Source organism: Synechococcus sp. ATX 2A4, from assembly GCF_024346375.1.
Classification (GTDB): Bacteria; Cyanobacteriota; Cyanobacteriia; order PCC-6307; family Cyanobiaceae; genus MW101C3.
In genome coordinates this window covers 45,366-63,732 of the sequence record NZ_JAGQCV010000011.1, presented here as the reverse complement: position 1 = coordinate 63,732, position 18,367 = coordinate 45,366, and the positions used below count along the sequence as shown (strand labels likewise).

19 protein-coding genes and 1 riboswitch are annotated in these 18,367 nt (G+C 68.5%); of the genes, 13 read left to right on the top strand and 6 right to left on the bottom strand.

Translation table 11 applies throughout. The features are described from left to right. Positions 1-49: 49 nt before the first annotated feature. The gene (kdsB, locus tag KBY97_RS11325; protein ID WP_255147143.1) at positions 50-823 is read left to right on the top strand and encodes a 3-deoxy-manno-octulosonate cytidylyltransferase; all 774 of its coding nucleotides are present in this window, start codon (positions 50-52) and stop codon (positions 821-823) included. 43 nt (positions 824-866) lie between these two features. On the opposite strand, the gene KBY97_RS11320 is transcribed toward kdsB, so the two are convergent. After that, complete coding sequence (locus KBY97_RS11320) at positions 867-1,865, bottom strand: SIS domain-containing protein (RefSeq protein ID WP_255147074.1); 999 nt, start codon at positions 1,863-1,865, stop codon at positions 867-869. Positions 1,866-1,932: 67 nt separating this feature from the next. Then, positions 1,933-2,430 carry an SsrA-binding protein SmpB gene (smpB, locus tag KBY97_RS11315; protein ID WP_255147073.1) on the bottom strand — a complete coding sequence of 166 codons (498 nt, stop codon included), beginning with the start codon at positions 2,428-2,430 and terminating at the stop codon, positions 1,933-1,935. Positions 2,431-2,489: 59 nt separating this feature from the next. Here smpB and ruvB point away from each other — a divergent pair, with 59 nt between their 5' ends. The 12 genes from ruvB to KBY97_RS11255 all read left to right on the top strand — a co-directional run bounded on the left by ruvB (position 2,490) and on the right by KBY97_RS11255 (position 13,923). Beyond that, the gene (ruvB, locus tag KBY97_RS11310) at positions 2,490-3,572 is read left to right on the top strand and encodes a Holliday junction branch migration DNA helicase RuvB (RefSeq protein WP_255147072.1); all 1,083 of its coding nucleotides are present in this window, start codon (positions 2,490-2,492) and stop codon (positions 3,570-3,572) included. After that, entirely contained in the window at positions 3,572-4,318 is a 747-nt protein-coding gene (locus KBY97_RS11305; RefSeq protein ID WP_255147071.1) for a tetratricopeptide repeat protein, read from the top strand. Before ruvB ends, KBY97_RS11305 begins: the two co-directional genes overlap by 1 nt. A 98-nt stretch (positions 4,319-4,416) precedes the next feature. Next, complete coding sequence (locus KBY97_RS11300; RefSeq protein WP_255147142.1) at positions 4,417-5,553, top strand: amidohydrolase; 1,137 nt, start codon at positions 4,417-4,419, stop codon at positions 5,551-5,553. Beyond that, a complete protein-coding gene (locus tag KBY97_RS11295) occupies positions 5,550-5,786 on the top strand; it encodes a DUF3188 domain-containing protein (RefSeq protein ID WP_255147070.1) in 237 nt (78 codons plus the stop codon). The genes KBY97_RS11300 and KBY97_RS11295 overlap by 4 nt, the downstream gene beginning before the upstream one ends. A 12-nt stretch (positions 5,787-5,798) precedes the next feature. Then, positions 5,799-6,419: a HEAT repeat domain-containing protein gene (locus KBY97_RS11290; RefSeq protein ID WP_255147068.1), complete on the top strand. Its 621-nt coding sequence runs from the start codon at positions 5,799-5,801 to the stop codon at positions 6,417-6,419. 50 nt (positions 6,420-6,469) lie between these two features. Next, a riboswitch (TPP riboswitch) is annotated at positions 6,470-6,595 on the top strand. 93 nt (positions 6,596-6,688) lie between these two features. Then, positions 6,689-8,074: a phosphomethylpyrimidine synthase ThiC gene (gene thiC / locus KBY97_RS11285; protein ID WP_255147067.1), complete on the top strand. Its 1,386-nt coding sequence runs from the start codon at positions 6,689-6,691 to the stop codon at positions 8,072-8,074. 43 nt (positions 8,075-8,117) lie between these two features. Beyond that, positions 8,118-8,642 (top strand): hypothetical protein, encoded by a 525-nt coding sequence (locus KBY97_RS11280; RefSeq protein ID WP_255147066.1) that lies wholly within the window; start codon positions 8,118-8,120, stop codon positions 8,640-8,642. A 147-nt stretch (positions 8,643-8,789) separates the two neighbouring features. Continuing rightward, positions 8,790-9,401, top strand: coding sequence for a hypothetical protein (locus KBY97_RS11275; RefSeq protein WP_255147065.1), 612 nt, complete (start codon positions 8,790-8,792; stop codon positions 9,399-9,401). Positions 9,402-10,018: 617 nt separating this feature from the next. Beyond that, positions 10,019-11,050: an ABC transporter ATP-binding protein gene (locus KBY97_RS11270; RefSeq protein WP_255147064.1), complete on the top strand. Its 1,032-nt coding sequence runs from the start codon at positions 10,019-10,021 to the stop codon at positions 11,048-11,050. 14 nt (positions 11,051-11,064) lie between these two features. After that, the gene (locus KBY97_RS11265) at positions 11,065-12,273 is read left to right on the top strand and encodes a PotD/PotF family extracellular solute-binding protein (RefSeq protein WP_255147062.1); all 1,209 of its coding nucleotides are present in this window, start codon (positions 11,065-11,067) and stop codon (positions 12,271-12,273) included. Then, positions 12,251-13,147 (top strand): ABC transporter permease, encoded by an 897-nt coding sequence (locus tag KBY97_RS11260; protein WP_255147061.1) that lies wholly within the window; start codon positions 12,251-12,253, stop codon positions 13,145-13,147. The genes KBY97_RS11265 and KBY97_RS11260 overlap by 23 nt, the downstream gene beginning before the upstream one ends. After that, entirely contained in the window at positions 13,144-13,923 is a 780-nt protein-coding gene (locus tag KBY97_RS11255; RefSeq protein WP_255147060.1) for an ABC transporter permease, read from the top strand. The genes KBY97_RS11260 and KBY97_RS11255 overlap by 4 nt, the downstream gene beginning before the upstream one ends. A gap of 75 nt (positions 13,924-13,998) precedes the next feature. On the opposite strand, the gene KBY97_RS11250 is transcribed toward KBY97_RS11255, so the two are convergent. From KBY97_RS11250 to acpP, 4 genes are read right to left on the bottom strand one after another with little or no spacing between them, the layout of a single operon-like run. Beyond that, positions 13,999-14,760 carry a putative 2OG-Fe(II) oxygenase gene (locus KBY97_RS11250; RefSeq protein ID WP_255147141.1) on the bottom strand — a complete coding sequence of 254 codons (762 nt, stop codon included), beginning with the start codon at positions 14,758-14,760 and terminating at the stop codon, positions 13,999-14,001. A gap of 17 nt (positions 14,761-14,777) precedes the next feature. Then, positions 14,778-16,793 carry a transketolase gene (gene tkt, locus KBY97_RS11245; protein ID WP_255147059.1) on the bottom strand — a complete coding sequence of 672 codons (2,016 nt, stop codon included), beginning with the start codon at positions 16,791-16,793 and terminating at the stop codon, positions 14,778-14,780. Between the two features lie 55 nt (positions 16,794-16,848). Then, positions 16,849-18,096: a beta-ketoacyl-ACP synthase II gene (gene fabF, locus KBY97_RS11240; protein ID WP_255147058.1), complete on the bottom strand. Its 1,248-nt coding sequence runs from the start codon at positions 18,094-18,096 to the stop codon at positions 16,849-16,851. Between the two features lie 8 nt (positions 18,097-18,104). Beyond that, positions 18,105-18,347: an acyl carrier protein gene (gene acpP / locus KBY97_RS11235; protein WP_255147057.1), complete on the bottom strand. Its 243-nt coding sequence runs from the start codon at positions 18,345-18,347 to the stop codon at positions 18,105-18,107. Positions 18,348-18,367 lie beyond the last annotated feature (20 nt).

Below are 18,367 nucleotides of genomic sequence, written 5' to 3'. Positions count from 1 at the left end.
CAGCGGCGCCCCGGCGCCGGAGCACGCCGCCTCCGCCACCCCCCCAGCCCTGGCCTACGTGGTGGCCGTGCCGGCGCGGCTGGAGTCGTCCCGCCTGCCCAACAAGGTGATGGCCGACATCGGCGGCCAGCCCATGCTGCAGCGGGTGCTGCTGCGTTGTCGCCAGGCCCGGCAGCCTGCCGCCGTGGTGCTCTGCACCGACAGCGAGGTGCTGCGGGCGGCGGCCGAGGGCTGGGGTTTTCCGGTGCTGATGACCAGCCCCGGCTGCGGTTCCGGTAGCGAGCGGCTCGCCTCGGTGGTGGAGGCCCTCACCGCCCGGGCGGGGGGCGCAGGCGGCGCCGCGGCCCGCAGCGTGATCATCAATGTGCAGGGGGATCAGCCGTTCATCGATCCGGCCGTGATCGATGCGATGGCGCTGGAGTTCGCGCGGCGCACGCCCACGCCGGAGGTGCTCACCCCGATCTACCGGATGCCGCCGGAGAAGATCCACGATCCCAATGTGGTCAAGACGCTGCTGGCCGCCGACGGCCGCGCGCTCTACTTCTCCCGCTCCGCCATCCCGCATGTGCGCGGTGAGGATCCGCAGCAGTGGCACGCCCATGCGCCCTACTGGGGCCATGTGGGCATCTACGGCTACCGCGCCGACGTGCTGGCCCGCTGGGACGGGCTGCCCCACTCGCCGCTGGAGCACACCGAGAAGCTGGAGCAGCTGCGGCTGATCGAGGCGGGCATCACGGTGGGCACCTTCCCTGTGGAAGGCGATTTCCTCTCGGTCGACACCGCCGCCCAGCTGGAGCAGGCCCGCCGCCTGGCTGCCGCCTGAGGGGGCCCTACCCACCATCGAGGGCGCCCATGGGGCCGCGCCGTCAGCTCAAGCTGGAGCTCAGCCCCGCCTGGATCAGGTCGTGCAGCCGCAGCAGGCCCAGCATGGATCCCGTCTCATCGAGCACGGGCAGCACGCCGATCGGCTTGCGGCTGTTGCGCTCCATGCGCTCCAGCGCTTCCACCGCCAGCATGCTGGGCCCCACCGTGATCGGATCGGCCGTCATCAGCTGGGCGGCGCACAGCTCAGCCCAGCCCGACGCAGCGTGATGTTCCAGGGCCCGGCGCAGGTCACCGTCGGTGATCAGGCCCGCCAGCTGCTGCGGTGCCCCGCTGCGGCGCACCCAGCAGGCACCGGCACCGTCGCGGGTGAGCAGGGCGATCACGGCGCTGAGGCTGTCGCTTTCCTCCAGAGGGTGCAGCTGGGCGGTGGGCAGCATCAGATCGGCCACCGTGAGCGTGAGCTGCTTGCCGAGCGCACCGGCCGGATGGTTGCGGGCGAAGTCGGCCGGGGAGATGCCGCGCCGCTCCATCCACACGGCGGCCAGGGCATCGCCGATCGCCATCGCCACCGCTGTGCTGGCGGTGGGGGCCAGGTTGAGCGGGCAGACTTCCCGGTCGACCGAGGCGTCGAGCACCACATCACAGCCGCGAGCCAGGCTCGATTGCAGTTTCCCCACCAGGGCGATGCGGCCGGTGCCGCGCCGGCGCAGGTGGGGAAGGATTTCGAGCAGTTCGCCGGTTTCGCCGCTGTTGGAGAGCAGCAGCGCCACATCCTGCGGGGCCACCACGCCCAGATCACCGTGCAGGGCATCGAGCGGGTTGAGGTACAGCGACATCAGCCCGATCGAGGAGAAGGTGGCGGCGATCTTCCGCGCCACGATGCCGCTCTTGCCCACGCCGGTGATCACGAGCTTGGCCCGCTGGTCGGCGCAGCGCTCCAGCATCGCCAGGGCCGCATCCACCTGGCGGCTTTCGATCCGGCCGGCGGCAGCGGCGATCGCAGCGGCCTCTTCCTGCAGGCAGCGGGTCAATGCCGACATGGCAGCTGCTGGCGATGGAGCGTGGTGACTGTATGGCGTGCCGCAGGGCCCGAGGCGGTGGCCGGTTTCAGCCCCGGGCCAATGCCGAGCGCACTTCCCGGTCGGCGTCCTTGCGGCGTTCCTCCTGGCGTTTGTCGTGCAGCTTGCGGCCCTTGGCCAGGCCGAGCGTGAGCTTGATCCATGAGCCTTTGAGGTGCAGGTTCAGGGGAATCAGCGTCAGTCCCTTCTGGTCGATGGCGATGCGCAGCTTGTCGATCTCGCGGCGATGGGCCAGCAGCTTGCGGGTGCGCAGTGGCTCGTGGTTGAAGAAGGCGCCGGCATAGCTGTGGGGAGAGATGTGCACGTTGTGCAGCTGCAGTTCCCCCTTGCGGATCAGGCAGAAGCCGTCGCGCAGGTTGGCCTTGCCGGCCCGGATCGACTTCACCTCGGTGCCCACCAGCTCCAGGCCGGTTTCCAGTGTTTCGAGAATCTCGTACTGGTGACGGGCGAAGCGGTTGTCGGCCAGCAGCCGGTTGGCCGCATCACGGGCTGCCCGTGCGGCTTTCTTTCCCGCTGCCTTCGCCATTGCCACCCCCGGCCCCTGGCCCGACCCTAAGCAGGCCCGGTCCTGCCTACGCTCCTGGCATGGCGATCGTGTCCTCCGGCCCGTCCGATCGAGCCTCCGGCAAGGGCTCCAGACGCCTGGTGGATGCACAGCCCCATCCGGACGACGGCGCAGCCAACACCGCCGAGGCGGCCGAAGCCCCGCGGGCCCTGCGGGAGGACACGCTCCGCCCGCGCCGGCTCGACGATTACATCGGCCAGCGGGAGCTCAAGCAGGTGCTGGCGATTGCGGTGGAGGCCACCCGCAACCGCGGCGATGCGCTGGATCACGTGCTGCTCTACGGCCCCCCTGGCCTCGGCAAGACCACCATGGCCCTGGTGCTGGCCGAGGAGCTGGGGGTGCGCTGCCGCATCACCAGTGCGCCGGCGCTGGAGCGCCCGCGCGACATCGTCGGGCTGCTGATGAACCTGCAGCCGCACGATCTGCTGTTCATCGATGAGATCCACCGGCTCAACCGGGTGGCGGAAGAACTGCTTTACCCCGCCATGGAGGACTGCCGGCTGGACCTCACCGTGGGCAAGGGCACCACGGCCCGCACCCGCGCCGTGCCGCTGGCGCCGTTCACGCTGGTGGGGGCCACCACCCGGGCGGGAGCGCTGAGTTCACCGCTGCGGGATCGCTTCGGGTTGATCCAGCGGCTGGAGTTCTACGACCTGCCCGATCTGCAGGCGATCGTGGAGCGGGCCGCCGGCCTGCTGAAGCTGGAGCTCGGTGCTGATGCCGCGATTGAGGTGGCCCGCCGCTGCCGCGGCACCCCCCGGATCGCCAACCGCCTGCTGCGCCGCGTCCGGGATGTGGCCAGCGTGCGCGGCCACGCCTGCATCGATGCGCCGCTGGTGGCCGAAGCGCTCAGCCTGCACCGCGTGGATGCCCGCGGCCTCGATGCCAGCGACCGGCGGCTGCTGCAGCTGCTGCTGGAGGGCTACGGCGGTGGTCCGGTGGGCCTCGACACCCTGGCCGCCGGCCTGGGGGAAGACCCGGTCACGCTGGAAACGGTGGTGGAGCCCTTCCTGCTGCAACTGGGCTTCCTGCAGCGCACCCCGCGCGGCCGCATCGCCACCGCCGCCGCCCGCCAGCACCTCGCCTGGCCGGAGGCGGTCTGATGCTCGCCACCTTGCTGGCGGTGCTGCTGGCCGCCCAGCTGAGCGTGCCCCAGCTGTTCGAGGCGGCGCTCGACGCCAGCCGCGAGGGGCGCTTCGGCGATGCCCTGCCCCTGTGGGACCAGGTGGTGGAGCAGCTGCCCCGCGATGCCTCCGCCTGGAGCAACCGCGGCAACGTGCGGCTGGCGATGGGGGATCCGCAGGGCGCGATCAGCGATCAGAACCGGGCGATTGCGCTCGAACCCGGCAGCGCCGACCCCTACCTGAACCGGGGCATCGCCGAGGAGGCCCTGCAGCAGTGGGAGCTGGCCGCCGCCGACTACGAGGCGATCCTCCAGAACGATCCGGCCGATGCGGCGGCGCTTTACAACCTCGGCAATGTGCGCGGTTCCCAGGGGCACTGGGACCAGGCGCGCCGTTGCTTCGAAGCGGCCGATCTGGCCCGGCCGGGTTTTGCGATGGCTCGCTCCAGCGCCGCGCTGGCGGCCTTCCAGCAGGGGGATGGGGCGGCGGCCGAGCGGGAGCTCCGCCAGCTGATCCGCCGCTATCCGCTGTTCGCCGATGCCCGCGCCGGCCTCACGGCTGTGCTGTGGCAACGCGGCGCGTCGGGGGAGGCGGAGAGCAACTGGGCGGCGGCCTCCGGCCTCGACCCCCGCTACCGCCAGCCAGAATGGCTCCTGCAGATACGGCGCTGGCCCCCCTCGCCGGTGCACGCTCTTCAGGATTTTCTGCATCTGGCCCGTCGATGAGCTCTGCCGCGTCAACGCGTCCGTCCCTGTCCAGCCTGCCGGCTGCGCCGCTGACGCTCTGGCAGCAGTTCGAGCTGGAGGCAGCCCTGCGGCAGGCGATGCCGGAGCTGATCGGGCTGCGCCGTCACATCCATGCCCACCCGGAGCTGAGCGGGGCCGAACACCAGACCGCTGCCCTGGTGGCCGGTGAGCTGCGCCTGCTGGGGTGGGACGTGCGCGAAGGGGTGGGCCGCACCGGCGTGGTCGCGGAGCTGGGCCCGGCAGCGGCGCCGCTGGTGGCCCTGCGGGTCGACATGGACGCGCTGCCGGTGGAGGAGCGCACCGGCCTGCCCTTCGCCTCCTGCCATCAGGGGCTGATGCATGCCTGCGGGCACGATCTGCACACGGCGATCGGCCTGGGCGTGGCGCGGCTGCTTTCGCCCCTCGCCCACCGGCTCACGGCCCGGGTGCGGCTGCTGTTTCAGCCGGCTGAGGAAATCGCCCAGGGGGCGGCCTGGATGCTGGCTGACGGCGCCATGGAGGGGGTGCAGGCCCTGTTCGGGGTGCATGTGTTTCCGAGCCTGCCGGTGGGCAGCATCGGCGTGCGCAGCGGCAGCCTCACGGCCGCGGCGGGCGAGCTGGAAGTGGAGGTGCTGGGCGAAGGCGGGCACGGGGCTCGGCCGCACCAGTCCACCGATGCGATCTGGATCGCGGCCCGGGTGGTGAGCGGCCTGCAGGAGGCGATCAGCCGGCGGCTGGATGCGTTGCACCCGGTGGTGGTGAGCTTCGGCAAGATTGAGGGGGGCAAGGCCTTCAATGTGATCGCCGACCACGTGCGCCTGCTGGGCACGGTGCGCTGCCTCGACACCGAGGTGCACGCCGAACTGCCGGGCTGGATCGAGGACACGGTGCATGCCATCTGCCGTGGCTATGGCGGCGAGGCGCGGGTGCGCTACCGCTGCATCTCGCCGCCGGTGCACAACGATCCGGCGCTCACCGAGCTGGTGGAAGAAGCGGCCCTGGCGCTGCTCGATCGGCCGCAGGTGCGGCGGCTGGAGCAGCCGTCCCTTGGGGCGGAGGATTTCGCTGAACTGCTCACCGCAGCGCCCGGCACCATGTTCCGGCTGGGGGTGGCAGGGCCGGAGGGCTGCCCGCCCCTTCACAACGGCGGCTTCAACCCCGATGAAGGGGCGATCGCCGTGGGCGTGCAGGTGCTCACGCTCAGCCTGCTGCTCTGGATGGAGCGCCGGGTGTGACCCCCCGCAACCGCCGGATCATCCGCGCGCTGCTGGCGCTCTCGGCGCCGCTGCTGATCCTGCTGGCGTTGATCGGCATCGTGTCGCGTCAGGGGATCCAAAGGGCACAGGGGCTGCCGGCGCTGCTGATCGGCAGCGGTCTGCTGGTGAGCAGCAGCCTGCGCCGCCGCCGCCGCCGCCGCGTGGTGCGGGAATGCCTCCGCGATGTGCAGGCAGTGCCTCCTGCCCCGTGACAGGGTGGAGCGATGGCTGATTCCTCCCCCGACAGCAAGTCGCCGCTGAATCCAGACGCCCTGCGCGCCGCCATTGTCTCCGGTGATCCGGTGCAGGCGATGCCAGCGCTGGCGGGGCTGCGGAGTGTGGAGAGTGAAGTGGCGATCCCTCTGCTGTTGCTCGGCCTGGAGCAGGAACCCTTCATCGTGCGGTCGCTCAGCTGCGCCGGCCTGGGCGTGAAGCGCAGCGCGGCGGGCTGGGAGGCGTTGCAGCGGGCCCTTCGCCACGACGACGACGCCAACGTGCGGGCAGAGGCCGCCAACGCCCTGGCCAGCTATGGCGCCGAGCAGGCCTGGCCGCTGCTGCGCGAGGCCTTCGCCGCCGACAACCAGTGGCTGGTGCGCTGCAGCATCCTTTCGGCCCTGGCTGAGCAGGCGGTGATGGGCTTTGAGCCGCTGCTGGAGCTGGCGCGCATGGCGATCGCCGACGCCGACAGCACGGTGCGCGTGGGTGGCGCCGAAATCCTTGGCCGGCTGGCCCATGAAGAGGCTCCCGCAGAGGGTGCAGAGGCGGTGCGGGAGTTGTTGCGCGGTCTGCAGCACGACCCCGACCACCGGGTGGTGGCCGCCGCCCTCAACGGACTGCAGCGCTGAGTGGGTTCGGCGGTGAAGCCCAGCATTCCCTGACACCCTTGCTAGCTTTGACCGGTCACTAGGGGTGCCGCCCCGAGCCTGCTTCTCACCGGAAGCGCGCCTGGGCCTCGGCTGAGATCACACCCTCCGAACCTGATCCGGGTCATGCCGGCGCAGGGAAGTGTCCCGAATGCAGCCGCGGTCCGATCGGGCCCGGTGGCGCCCGGTTCCGGAGTTGTGTCCTCGCTTCCCAGCGGCCCGGTCCGAACGCCCCATTTCTCGAGTCGATCATGCGCAGCGCCTGGATTGAGAAGCGTCGCGGCGACGCCAACGTGTCGCAGATGCACTACGCCCGCCAGGGTGTGATCACCGAGGAGATGGCCTACGTGGCCAGGCGGGAGAACCTGCCCGAATCGCTGGTGATGGAAGAAGTGGCCCGGGGCCGCATGATCATCCCCGCCAACATCAACCACACCAATCTCGAGCCGATGGCGATCGGCATCGCCTCCAGGTGCAAGGTGAATGCCAACATCGGCGCTTCCCCCAATGCGTCCGACCTTGATGAAGAGGTGGCGAAACTGCGCCTGGCCGTGAAATATGGCGCTGACACGGTGATGGACCTCTCCACCGGCGGCGTCAACCTCGATGAGGTGCGCACGGCGATCATCAACGCCTCACCCGTGCCGATCGGCACCGTGCCGGTGTATCAGGCGCTCGAAAGTGTGCACGGCTCGATCGAGAAGCTCGATGCCGATGATTTCCTGCACATCATCGAAAAGCACTGCCAGCAGGGCGTCGACTACCAGACCATCCACGCTGGTCTGCTGATCGAGCACCTGCCGCTGGTGAAGGGCCGCCTCACCGGCATCGTGAGCCGCGGCGGCGGCATCCTGGCCCAGTGGATGTTGTACCACCACAAGCAGAACCCGCTGTTCACCCGCTTCGACGACATCATCGAGATCTTCAAGCGCTACGACTGCAGCTTCTCGCTTGGAGATTCCCTGCGGCCGGGCTGTCAGCACGATGCCTCCGATGCCGCCCAGCTGGCTGAGCTGAAAACCCTGGGCCAGCTCACCCGCCGCGCCTGGGAGCACGACATCCAGGTGATGGTGGAGGGCCCCGGCCATGTGCCGATGGATCAGATCGAGTTCAACGTCAAGAAGCAGATGGAGGAGTGCAGCGAGGCGCCCTTCTATGTGCTCGGCCCGCTCGTTACCGACATCGCCCCCGGCTACGACCACATCACCAGCGCCATCGGTGCGGCCCTGGCCGGCTGGCACGGCACGGCGATGCTCTGCTATGTGACACCGAAGGAACACCTGGGCCTGCCCAACGCCGAAGACGTGCGTGAGGGCCTGATCGCCTACAAGATCGCCGCCCACGCCGCCGACCTCGCCCGTCATCGCCCCGGCGCCCGCGACCGAGACGACGAACTCAGCCGTGCCCGCTACGCCTTCGACTGGAACCGCCAGTTCGAGCTCAGCCTGGATCCAGAACGGGCCCGTGAGTATCACGACGAAACCCTGCCGGCCGACATCTACAAGCAGGCGGAGTTCTGCTCGATGTGCGGGCCCAAGCACTGCCCGATGCAGACCAAGATCACCGATGAGGATCTTGCCGGCCTCGAAGACGTGCTGAAGGCCCAGGCGGCCGCCGGCCAGCCGGTAGGAGTCTGAGTTGCGCGGCCTGCAGGGGGGCAGCCGCTCGGCGGTGGCTCCTTTGGCCAGGCGACTTCGGCCGATTGCTGCCCTCTGGACCCTGGCATTCGCCCTCTTCACGGTGCTCGGTGCCATTGCGTATGCACGGGTGTTAAGCCACGACGGGTCAAGTCATTGGCTGTTGCCAGTGCTCACGCCAGGCGCCGGCCTGTATGTGTTCCTGGTGGGCTCGCTTCTGTTCGGGCGTGGTTTTGGCCAGGCCGGAGATGCTGCTGTGTTCGTCGGCGGCTCTGCTGCCGCATGGGCAAGCCTGCTCGTGGCTGTGATCTTGGTGGTGCGCGTGGTCGCCTCAACCCTGCGCGCCCCCCGCCGGCCGCAAGGGTTGAGGGAAGGGCCCGTCATCCTGTCGGCGCAGCATCGCAGCATCGCAGCAGCGCATCGCAGCAACTTTGGCGCCCAACTGGCACCCCACTGGAATAACCCAGAACCAGCGATGGACGCCTGCCTAAGGAGGAGAGGGATCCAGCAGAGCCCTGCCCCCCGTTACACTCTCGCAGCTTCTCATGGTCTTCTCCCTTCCCTTTGATCTCCCGCTGGCAGTCACTGGGTCTTGGTATTTCCAGGTCTCACTGTCTTGACGGCTTCTCGCCGCACCTTCTGCTCTTGAAGGCCTCGTGCCCTAAAGTTTAACAATCCGTATTGGCGACTGCTTTCATCGGCACCTGTTCTTGAAATGACAGCGGAGGATCGCAACAAGCGCATGAAATGGGGAACCGACGTTCCTCGCTGGTGGATTCCTGACTTCAATCTGTCGCACCGGGATCAGGCCGGCCAACAGCCCAAGCCACGGCCTAAGTCACAACCCACTCCAGAAGGTTCTGCTGACTCCGACTCCACATCAATCGCTTCTGCATTCCCATCTCCTTCGCCCCCATCTCCTTCATCCCCATCTTCTGCGCCTCACGAGATCCCCGTCATCCGCAACGCACGTGGTGCACCAACCCCAACCGGCGAGCGACTTGCAGACAGTGCCAACGTTGAGGCCTATCGCCACCACCTTTTCACGCAGCAGGCACGTTGGTTGCAGGAGAGGAGACAGGCAGCTTCTTCCGGTTCCAGCGGGAATGAACCTTATCAACAGCGGGAGAGGAAACGTCTCAACCGGATGGCACGAAGGCGCCGGGTTGAGGATTCAACCAAGCAACTCAACCGTGATCTCCACGTGGTTCAAGTTGTGTTTGCGCTGCTGATTATTCTTGCCGGGCTGGTAGCTGGCGGCTTGCCTGGTCTGCTGGTGGGCGCGGCAGCTGCCCTTCTGCTGATGTCGCTTCGGCTGCAGTTCTAGTGCCCGCATGTTGAGGCCCCTCGATCGAGGTCACAGGCCAAGCCGGACTGCAGCTGTGTGATCTGGGTGATGCCTGTGCCGGGCCCGGCTTCACGTTGAAGCTGCAAACATTGGCCACCCGCTCCAGGCACGATCCTGCAGACCGACCCAGCCTTCTGGGCCTCAAAACCATTGCTGTGCGCCAGCGAATCCGGCGTGTTCAGTGCGTTGGCGCGCGGCCGCGAGCCTTTGGATGTCCTCAGTGGTCGCCTCGGTTTGCATCAGCGATCGCCCGTCAACACCCCAGGCAAGGCGCATGCATCGCCCTGCATGTGGGCATGGCGCAGGGTGATCGCGCTCCCCAGATCGCCCTCGCCAATCCGCGGTCCCGGCTGGATGCGAGAGGCGGGTTTCTCCGCCACCCGGTTGGAACCCCTCGTGGGGCCAGATTCGATGGTGGTAGCCATCCAGCAGGTCTTCGGTGCCCGCAGGCCCGCCGGGGACTGCCACGCCCTGCTCCCCCTGCCACACCCCTGCCACAGCGCCCTTCCCCATCTGTTCAAGTCCTCAAGCCATCTGCTGGTGGACATCACAGCGGGCCGGGCATTGCTAAAAGGTGGCCCATTCGCGCTTCCTCTGTGCTCACGCAGCCCGTCCTGGAGAGCGGCCGCCTCGCGGCCCTCCCCGCCGAGGCGATCTCGCTGCGCCATGTGAGCCATCGCTATGGCGATCAGGCCGCCCTTGACGACCTCAGCCTGTCGATCGCTGCCGGTGAGTTCTTTTCCTTGCTGGGCCCCTCCGGCTGCGGCAAAACCACCACCTTGCGCCTGATCGCCGGTTTCGAGCGCCCCCAGGCGGGCCGGATCCTGCTGCAGGGCCACGACCTCACCCAGGCGCCGCCCCACCGGCGGCCGGTGAATCTGGTGTTCCAGAACTACGCCCTGTTCCCGCACCTCAGCGTCTGGGACAACGTGGCCTTCGGGCCCCGCTCGCTGCGCCAGCCGGAGCCGGAGATCCGCCGGCGGGTGGGCGAGGCGCTTGAGGTGGTGCGGCTCTCGGAGCTGGCCCGCCGCCGGCCCCACCAGCTCTCCGGCGGCCAACAGCAGCGGGTGGCGCTGGCACGGGCGCTGGTGAACGCCCCAGCCGCCCTGCTGCTCGATGAGCCCCTGGCGGCCCTCGATCCCGATCTGCGCCGCACCATGCGCTCCGAGCTCAAGCGCATCCAGCGGGAGGTGGGCATCACCTTCCTGCTCGTCACCCACGACCGCGAAGAAGCCCTCAGCCTCAGCGACCGGCTGGCGGTGCTGCACCGCGGCCGGCTTGAGCAGGTGGGCACGCCGCGTGAACTCTATGAACGCCCCACCAGTGCCGTGGTGGCCACCTTCCTGGGCGCCGCCAACCTGTTGCCCACCGGTGTGGCGGATGGTGTGCGGCTGCTGCGGCCCGAACGCCTGCGGCTGAGCGCTTCCCCCCCGGGGGAAGGGGAGCGGGGGCTGCGGGCGCGGGTGCACGAACTCGCCTTTCAGGGGGTCACGGTGGAAGTGCGCCTGCGCTGTGCCGATGGCCTGCCGCTGATCGCGATCGATACCAGCGCCGGCCTGCCGGGCGATCTCTCCATCGGCGCCGAACTCTGGTGCCGGTGGAACCCCGCCGACTGCCACGCCCTCTAGCCACCGAGCCGCCCATGACCCGACCGTTTTCCCGTTCCGGCTCCACCCCGTCCGCCCGCAGCCGCCGGGTCTTTCTGCGCCAGCTGGGCCTGGCAGCGGCGGGCGTAGCGCTCACACCGCCGCTGCTGCAGGCCTGTGGTGGCGGGGGTGGCGGCGGCACCGGCGGCCAGAGCGATGGCGGCGGCGGCGAAGGCAGCAAGGACCGGGAGCTGGTGATCTCCAACTTCCCCCTCTACATCGATGTGGACGCCCCCGGCGCCCCTGGCAGCGTGGCGCGCTTCCAGAAGGACACCGGCATCCAGGTGCGCTACGTCGAAGACGTCAACGATGTGCGCCAGTTCTTCGCCCGCATCCAGCCCCAGCTGGCTGCCGGCCGGCCGCTCGCCCAGGACCTGATCGTGCTCACCGGCTGGATGGCCGAGCGGCTGATCCGGCTGGGCTGGATGGAGCCGCTGCCCCTGGCGGAGGTGCCCAACGCCCGCAACCTCGTTCCGTCCCTGCGCAAGCCCTCCTGGGATCCGGAGCAGCGCTTCAGCCTGCCCTGGCAGTCGGGCATCGCCGGCATCGCATACAACATCAAGGCCACCGGCCGCGAACTGCGCGGCATCGATGATCTGTTCGATCCGGCGCTCAAGGGCCGCGTGTCGGCGCTGCTGGAGATGCGCGACACCATGGGCCTGCTGATGCTGGCCGACGGCCAGGACATCACCCGCCCCACCTGGGCCGCGGCCCAGCCCTCCTTCGACCGCCTGGAGCAGGCGCGCAAGGACGGCCAGATCCGCCGCTTCACCGGCAACGACTACCAGACCGATTTGCTGGCGGGAAACTTGGCTGCCTGCATCGGCTGGTCGGGGGATGTGGCGCAGCTGGCCATGGAGCAACCGGATCTGCGCTTCCTGGTGCCCGACAGCGGCGGCGTGCTCTGGGCCGACGTGATGCTGATGCCCAAGGGCGCCCGCCACCCGCAGGAGGTGGCCCGCTGGCTCAACTGGGTGTACGAGCCGGTGGAAGCGGCACGCATCGCTGCTGCTGTGCAGTACATCTCCCCGGTGGAAGGGGTGCGCGAGGTGCTGGCGAAGGATCCCGCCACCGCCCCGTTGGCGAACAACCCGCTGATGTTCCCGGATGCGGCCATGCAGAAAAAGCTGCACGTCTTCGGGCCGCTCAGCGATCAGGAGGAAGCCCGCTGGGAGGAACGCTTTGCCCGTATCACCGAGGGCTGAGCTGCGGCGCCACTGGCCGTGGCTGCTGCTGACCCCGGGCCTGCTGTGGCTGCTGGCCCTGTACGTGCTGCCGCTGTTGGCTCTGGTGCCCCTGTCGTTGTCGGAGCCGCTCAGCCGCTTCGGCCTCGACACCGTGTTCACCGGCCGGGTGGCCAACTACCTGGAGGTGCTGCAGGCCTATGGGCCGATCCTGGTGCGTTCCTTCAGCTACGCCCTGGTGGCCACGGCCGTGGGCCTGGTGCTGGCCTATCCGCTGGCCTTCGCGATCCGTTTCCGCGGCGGCCGCTGGCAACCGCTGCTGATCGGTCTGGTGGTGCTGCCCTCGCTCACGTCCTATCTGGTGCGGGCGATTGCCTGGACCAGCCTGCTCGGCGACAACGGCCCGGTGCTGGGCCTGCTGGACACCCTCGGCCTCACCGAGCTGCTCAATGGGCTGGGGGTGCTGCGCGATGGACGGCTGTTGAACACGCCCACTTCGGTGATCCTGGGCCTCACCAATGGGGTGCTGCCGTTTCTGGTGCTGCCGCTGGTGGTGGCGATGGAGCGGATCGACCCCCGCCTGCTGGAGGCCGCTGCCGATCTGCATGCCGGCCCGCTGCGCTCCTTCGTCCGGGTGGTGTGGCCCCTGTCGCTGCCGGGGCTCGGAGCCGGCCTGCTGCTGAGCCTCATCCCGGCGGCCGGTGATGTGGTGAATCCACTGTTCCTGGGCGGCCCCAACGAGCGGATGATCGCCAACACGATCGACAACCTGCTGCTGGTGCAACTGCAGGCGCCCCGGGCGGCGGCCCTGACGCTCGTGCTGATGGCGTTGATCTCGGTGGCGGTGGTGCTGCAGCTGCGCGGCCGTGGCGTGGAGGATCTGCCGCTGCCATGAACAAGACCGGTGCGTTGCTGCTGGGGGTGTGGAGTGCGCTGGCCTATGGCCTGTTGTATGCGCCGGTGGTGGTCACGGTGCTGTTCAGCTTCAACGCCCCCCGCGGTCGCTTCAACCTGCTCTGGCAGGGCTTCACCCTGGAGAACTGGCGCCACCCACTGCGCAACGCCGCCCTCACCCAGGCCTTCCTCACCAGCCTCGGCCTGGCCCTGGCCGCAGCGTTGTTGGCGGTGCTTCTGGGCGGGCTGATGGCCCTGGCGCTCAGCCGCGCGCGTCTGCGGGCGGGGCGCTGGATCGAGCTGTTGCTGGCGCTGCCGCTCACCAACCCAGAGATCGTGCTGGCCACCGCCCTGTTCAGCCTGTTCGTGCGCGCCGATGTGCCCCGCGGGCCCCTCACCCTGGTGCTGTCCCACAGCCTGTTCTGCCTCAGCTATGCGGCACTCACGCTCAAGGCGCGGCTGGCGGGTTTCGACCCCACGCTTGAGCTGGCGGCGCAGGACCTCGGCGCTCCACCGCTGGCGGCTTTCCGCCGGGTCACCCTGCCGCTGCTGGCGCCGGGCTTGCTGGCGGCCACCCTGCTCTCCTTTTCCCTCTCCTTCGACGACTATGTGATCAGCAGCTTCACCGCTGGCGAAACCGTCACCCTGCCGCTCTATCTGGCTGGGGCTTTCCAGCGCGAGATCTCCCCCCAGATCCAGGTGCTCTCCAGCCTGGTGTTGCTGGTCAGCGCCGTGCTGCTGGTGCTCGCCTCACCGCCCCGCCAGCGCCGCCATTAGCTCGCCGGTGCGGCAGTTGGTTCGGCAGCGCCTCAATTCGATCGGTGGGAGGAGTGTCGCCTGCGCCGCTCAGGCTCAGGCAAAGCCACCAGGCCGCTTCCGGGTGGAGGACAGCGACACGTTGCTGCTGGCCGGGGCCGGCGGCGGCACGGCCGGCCCCACCTGCAGACGCCCCCGGGGCGCGGCAGCAGCGGCCTGCTGCCCCGGCGCGCCTGGCGGGGCGGGAACGGCCTGCACGTTGAAGGCCAGCGACCAGCGCTCGCCCTCACCACGGAATGGCGGCACCGAATGGGGCTGCCAGGCCGGGAACACATAGAAGGCGCCTGGCACGGGTTGCACGTAGTGCGCCATGCCGGTGCGGAAACTCTGGATGTGCCATTCCTCCGGCCCGTGGAAACAGAGCTGGCCGTCGAAGCTGCTGCCGTTGATCTGCGGCGGCACCTTCAGGAACAGCACGCCGGAGAACGAGCCGCCATGGGTGTGCACCGGGTTGTAATCCCCGCCCCGCTGGCTGTTGAGCCAGATGTCGATCATCTGCAGGCCGTAGCGGCCCGGGTGCCACGGCCCACGGCCCTGGGGTGGCTGCCGCTCCATCACATGGCGCAACCAGTGCTCGCAGGCCGGCAGCACCACCTCGCTGCACAGCGCCGTGATCTCCGGAAACTGCGGACCCAGTTCGCGCTGCTGCTGCAACTGTCCGGCGAGCTTGGGGGAAGCATCGCTGGTGAGGCCGGTATCGGCCAGCACCCGCTCCGCCAGGGAAAGGAGAGGCTCCAGCATGCCGCCGGGCAACGTGCCCGTGAGCACGTAGCGCGGAAACAGCTCGAGCATCTCCATCGGCATGGCGGGATGGCTCAGCCCAGGGCCTTCGCCTTTGCCACCACGTTGTCGACCGTGAAGCCGAACTTTTCGAGGCACACACCGCCAGGAGCGGAGGCACCGAAGCGATCGATCGACACGGTGTCACCGTCGAAGCCGCTGTACTTGTGCCAGCCGAACGAGCTGGAGGCCTCCACCACCACGCGCTTGCGCACGGCGGCGGGCAGCACCGCTTCGCGGTAGCTGGCGTCCTGCTCCTCGAACAGCTCCACACAGGGCATTGACACCACCCGCACCTGCTTGCCATCAGCGCTCAGTTGCTCGGCGGCCTTGACGCAGAGGTCGAGCTCGGTGCCGGAGCCGATCAGGATCAGATCGGGGGTGCCGTCGCAGTCGATCAGCACGTAGCCGCCCTTGGCCACCTGATCGATCGAGGAGTTGGCCTGGTTCACCATCGCCTGGCGGCTGAGGGCCAGCACGGTGGGGCGCTTGCGGTTGCTGATCGCCACTTTGTAGGCGCCGCTGGTTTCGTTGCCATCGCCGGGACGCATCACCAGCAGGTTGGGAATCGAACGCAGCGAGGCGAGCGTTTCCACCGGTTGGTGGGTGGGGCCGTCTTCGCCGAGGCCGATCGAATCGTGGGTGAGCACGTAGATCACGCCCAGCTCGCTGAGGGCCGACAGGCGCATGGCGCCCACCATGTAGCCCGCGAACACCAGGAAGGTGCCGCCGTAGGGCACCAGGCCGCTGCCGTGATACGCCAGGCCGTTGAGAATCGAGGCCATGGCGTGCTCCCGCACGCCGAAGTGCAGGTAGCGGTTCGCTTCTGCGCCTTTCTGGAAGCTGGCCTCGCCCTTGATGTCGGTGAGGTTGGAGTGGGTGAGATCGGCAGAGCCGCCGATCAGTTCGGGCAGGCTGGGCCCCACGGCGTTGAGCACGTTGTAGGAGTACTGGCGGGTGGCCAGGCCTTTGTCTGCAGGGGTGAAGGTGGGCAGCTTGGCTTCCCAGCCTTCGGGCAGCTCCCCACGCAGCTGGCGCTCAAATTCAGCCGCTTCGGCGGGGTACTGGGCGCGGTAGGCGTCCAGGTTGGCGTTCCACTGGGCCTCGGCGGCGGCACCGCGGCTGAGGGCCTGGCGCCAGTGGTCGTAGGCCTGCTGGGGCACTTCGAACGGGGCGTATGACCAGCCGAGGGCCTCGCGGGTGAGCTCGGCTTCCGCGGCACCGAGGGCGGCGCCGTGCACACCGGCGGTGTTGGCCTTGTTGGGGGAGCCGAAGCCGATGGTGGTGGTGACCTTGATCAAGGTGGGCTTGTCTGTGACCGCCTTTGCCGCTTCGATCGCGCGGGTGATCGCCGCCACATCGGTGTTGCCATCGGCCACATGCAGCACGTGCCAGCCATAGGCCTCATACCGCTTCATCACGTCTTCGGTGAACGACACCGCGGTGTTGCCGTCGATCGTGATGTGGTTGTCGTCGTAGAGGGCGATCAGCTTGCCCAGCCCCAGGTGGCCCGCCAGGGAGGCGGCTTCGCTGGCCACCCCTTCCTGATTGCAGCCGTCGCCCATGATCACGTAGGTGTAGTGATCAACAAGGTCGACACCGGGCTTGTTGAACCGCGCTGCCATGTGGGCTTCGGCGATCGCCAGGCCCACGGCGTTGGCGATGCCCTGGCCGAGGGGGCCGGTGGTGACTTCGACGCCGGCGGTTTCAAAGGTTTCCGGGTGACCGGGAGTTTTGGAGCCCCACTGACGGAACTGCTTGATGTCCTCCAGCCCCACGCTGTCGTAGCCGGTGAGGTGCAGCAGCGAATAGAGCAGCATGCAGCCGTGGCCGGCCGAGAGCACGAAGCGATCGCGGTTGTACCAGCCGGGGTTGCTGGGGTTGTGCTTCAGGACCCTGTCCCACAGCGCATAGGCCATCGGCGCCGCACCCATCGGCAGACCAGGGTGACCGGAATTCGCCTTGTTGACGGCATCGATCGCCAGGAAGCGGATGCTGTTGATGCAGAGGGTGTCGATGGACAGGGTGTCCACTGAAGGAGCAGCGACCATGGCGAAGAGGAGGGGGTGGTGTGAGGGCTTCCTGGAGGACGGCTGAACGGGAGGTTCAGGGCTTCCTGCGGAATGCGAGGCAGACGTTGTGACCACCAAACCCGAAGGAGTTCGAGAGCACGACGTTCAGTTTCTGTTCCCGCGCCTGGTTCGGCACGACATCCAGATCACAAGCTGGATCGGGATTTTGGAAGTTGATCGTAGGTGGTATGAGGCCGTGCTCCATGGCCTTGACAACGGCGACGGCTTCGATGCCGCCGCTGCCACCGAGCAGGTGGCCGGTCATGGATTTGGTGGAGCTGATCGGTGTGCGAAGTGCGTGCTGACCGAGAGTCGACTTGATGGCGGCCGTTTCGTTGCTGTCGTTGGCCTGGGTGCTGGTGCCGTGCGCATTCACGTAATCCACCGCTTCCGGCTCCAGCCGGGCATCGGCCAGGGCCAGCCGCATGGCCTCCGCTGCCCCCACACCGCCCGGGGAGGGAAGTGTGTAGTGGTAGGCGTCGCAGGTCATGCCGTAGCCGACGATCTCCGCCAGCACCTCGGCGCCGCGCCGGGTGGCGTGCTCAAGGCTTTCCAGTACCAGGATCCCCGCTCCCTCGCCGATCACGAAGCCGTTGCGCTCGGCATCGAAGGGGCGGCTGGCGGTGGCGGGGTCGTCGTTGCGGAACGACAGGGCCTTGGCGCTGGCAAAACCGGCCACCCCGAGCGGGGTGATCGCCGATTCTGCGCCGCCGCAGACCATGGCATCAGCCAGGCCCAGCTGGATCAGCCGGAAGGCGTCGCCGATGGCGTTGGAACCGGCGGCACAGGCGGTGGCCACGGCGCTGCTGGGGCCCCTGGCTCCCAGGGCGATGGCGGCCAGACCGGCGGCCATGTTGGGGATCATCATCGGCACGCAGAACGGGCTGACCCGATCCGGTCCGCGGTCGGCCAGCACATGGGCCTGGGTTTCCATCATCAGCAGCCCGCCCACACCGGAGCCGATCGCCACGCCCACCCGGTCGGCGTTGGTGTCGTCGATCGTGAGACCGGCGTGCAACACCGCCTGCTTGGCGGCCACCACCCCGAACTTGCAGAAGCGATCCCAGCGCTTGGCTTCCTTGCGGTCGATCATGCCGACGGGATCGAAATCCTTCACTTCCGCCGCAAAACGGCAGGCATGGCGCGAGGCGTCAAACAGGGTGATTGCGGCCACGCCATTGCGACCCGAGGCCAGGCCTTCCCAGTAATCGGAAACGGTGTTGCCGATTGGTGTGACCGCGCCCAGGCCTGTGACCACGACGCGGTGGAGTCCCTCCACCATCAACACCCTCAGGCCTGCTTGTCCAAGATGTAAGTCACGGCATCACCCACGGTGGTGATGCCTTCAGCGGACTCGTCGGGAATCTCGATATCGAAGGCTTCTTCCAGGGCCATCACCAGCTCCACCGTGTCGAGAGAGTCGGCGCCGAGGTCGTTCTGGAAGTTCGATTCGGGCTTGACCTCAGCGGCATCCACGCTGAGTTGCTCGGCAACGATCGAACGCACTTTCTCGAAGATCGCTTCCTGTGACATGGCCGCTTAGTGGGAGGCCG

What these genes read in the sequence shown, in the direction of transcription:
- KBY97_RS11320 (WP_255147074.1), bottom strand. Translation starts at nt 1,865, where the DNA reads ATGTCGGCATTGACCCGCTGCCTGCAGGAAGAGGCCGCTGCGATCGCC.
- smpB (WP_255147073.1), bottom strand. Translation starts at nt 2,430, where the DNA reads ATGGCGAAGGCAGCGGGAAAGAAAGCCGCACGGGCAGCCCGTGATGCG.
- ruvB (WP_255147072.1), top strand. Translation starts at nt 2,490, where the DNA reads ATGGCGATCGTGTCCTCCGGCCCGTCCGATCGAGCCTCCGGCAAGGGC.
- KBY97_RS11305 (WP_255147071.1), top strand. Translation starts at nt 3,572, where the DNA reads ATGCTCGCCACCTTGCTGGCGGTGCTGCTGGCCGCCCAGCTGAGCGTG.
- KBY97_RS11300 (WP_255147142.1), top strand. Translation starts at nt 4,417, where the DNA reads ATGCCGGAGCTGATCGGGCTGCGCCGTCACATCCATGCCCACCCGGAG.
- KBY97_RS11290 (WP_255147068.1), top strand. Translation starts at nt 5,799, where the DNA reads ATGGCTGATTCCTCCCCCGACAGCAAGTCGCCGCTGAATCCAGACGCC.
- thiC (WP_255147067.1), top strand. Translation starts at nt 6,689, where the DNA reads ATGCGCAGCGCCTGGATTGAGAAGCGTCGCGGCGACGCCAACGTGTCG.
- KBY97_RS11275 (WP_255147065.1), top strand. Translation starts at nt 8,790, where the DNA reads ATGACAGCGGAGGATCGCAACAAGCGCATGAAATGGGGAACCGACGTT.
- KBY97_RS11265 (WP_255147062.1), top strand. Translation starts at nt 11,065, where the DNA reads ATGACCCGACCGTTTTCCCGTTCCGGCTCCACCCCGTCCGCCCGCAGC.
- KBY97_RS11255 (WP_255147060.1), top strand. Translation starts at nt 13,144, where the DNA reads ATGAACAAGACCGGTGCGTTGCTGCTGGGGGTGTGGAGTGCGCTGGCC.
- KBY97_RS11250 (WP_255147141.1), bottom strand. Translation starts at nt 14,760, where the DNA reads ATGGAGATGCTCGAGCTGTTTCCGCGCTACGTGCTCACGGGCACGTTG.
- tkt (WP_255147059.1), bottom strand. Translation starts at nt 16,793, where the DNA reads ATGGTCGCTGCTCCTTCAGTGGACACCCTGTCCATCGACACCCTCTGC.
- fabF (WP_255147058.1), bottom strand. Translation starts at nt 18,096, where the DNA reads ATGGTGGAGGGACTCCACCGCGTCGTGGTCACAGGCCTGGGCGCGGTC.
- acpP (WP_255147057.1), bottom strand. Translation starts at nt 18,347, where the DNA reads ATGTCACAGGAAGCGATCTTCGAGAAAGTGCGTTCGATCGTTGCCGAG.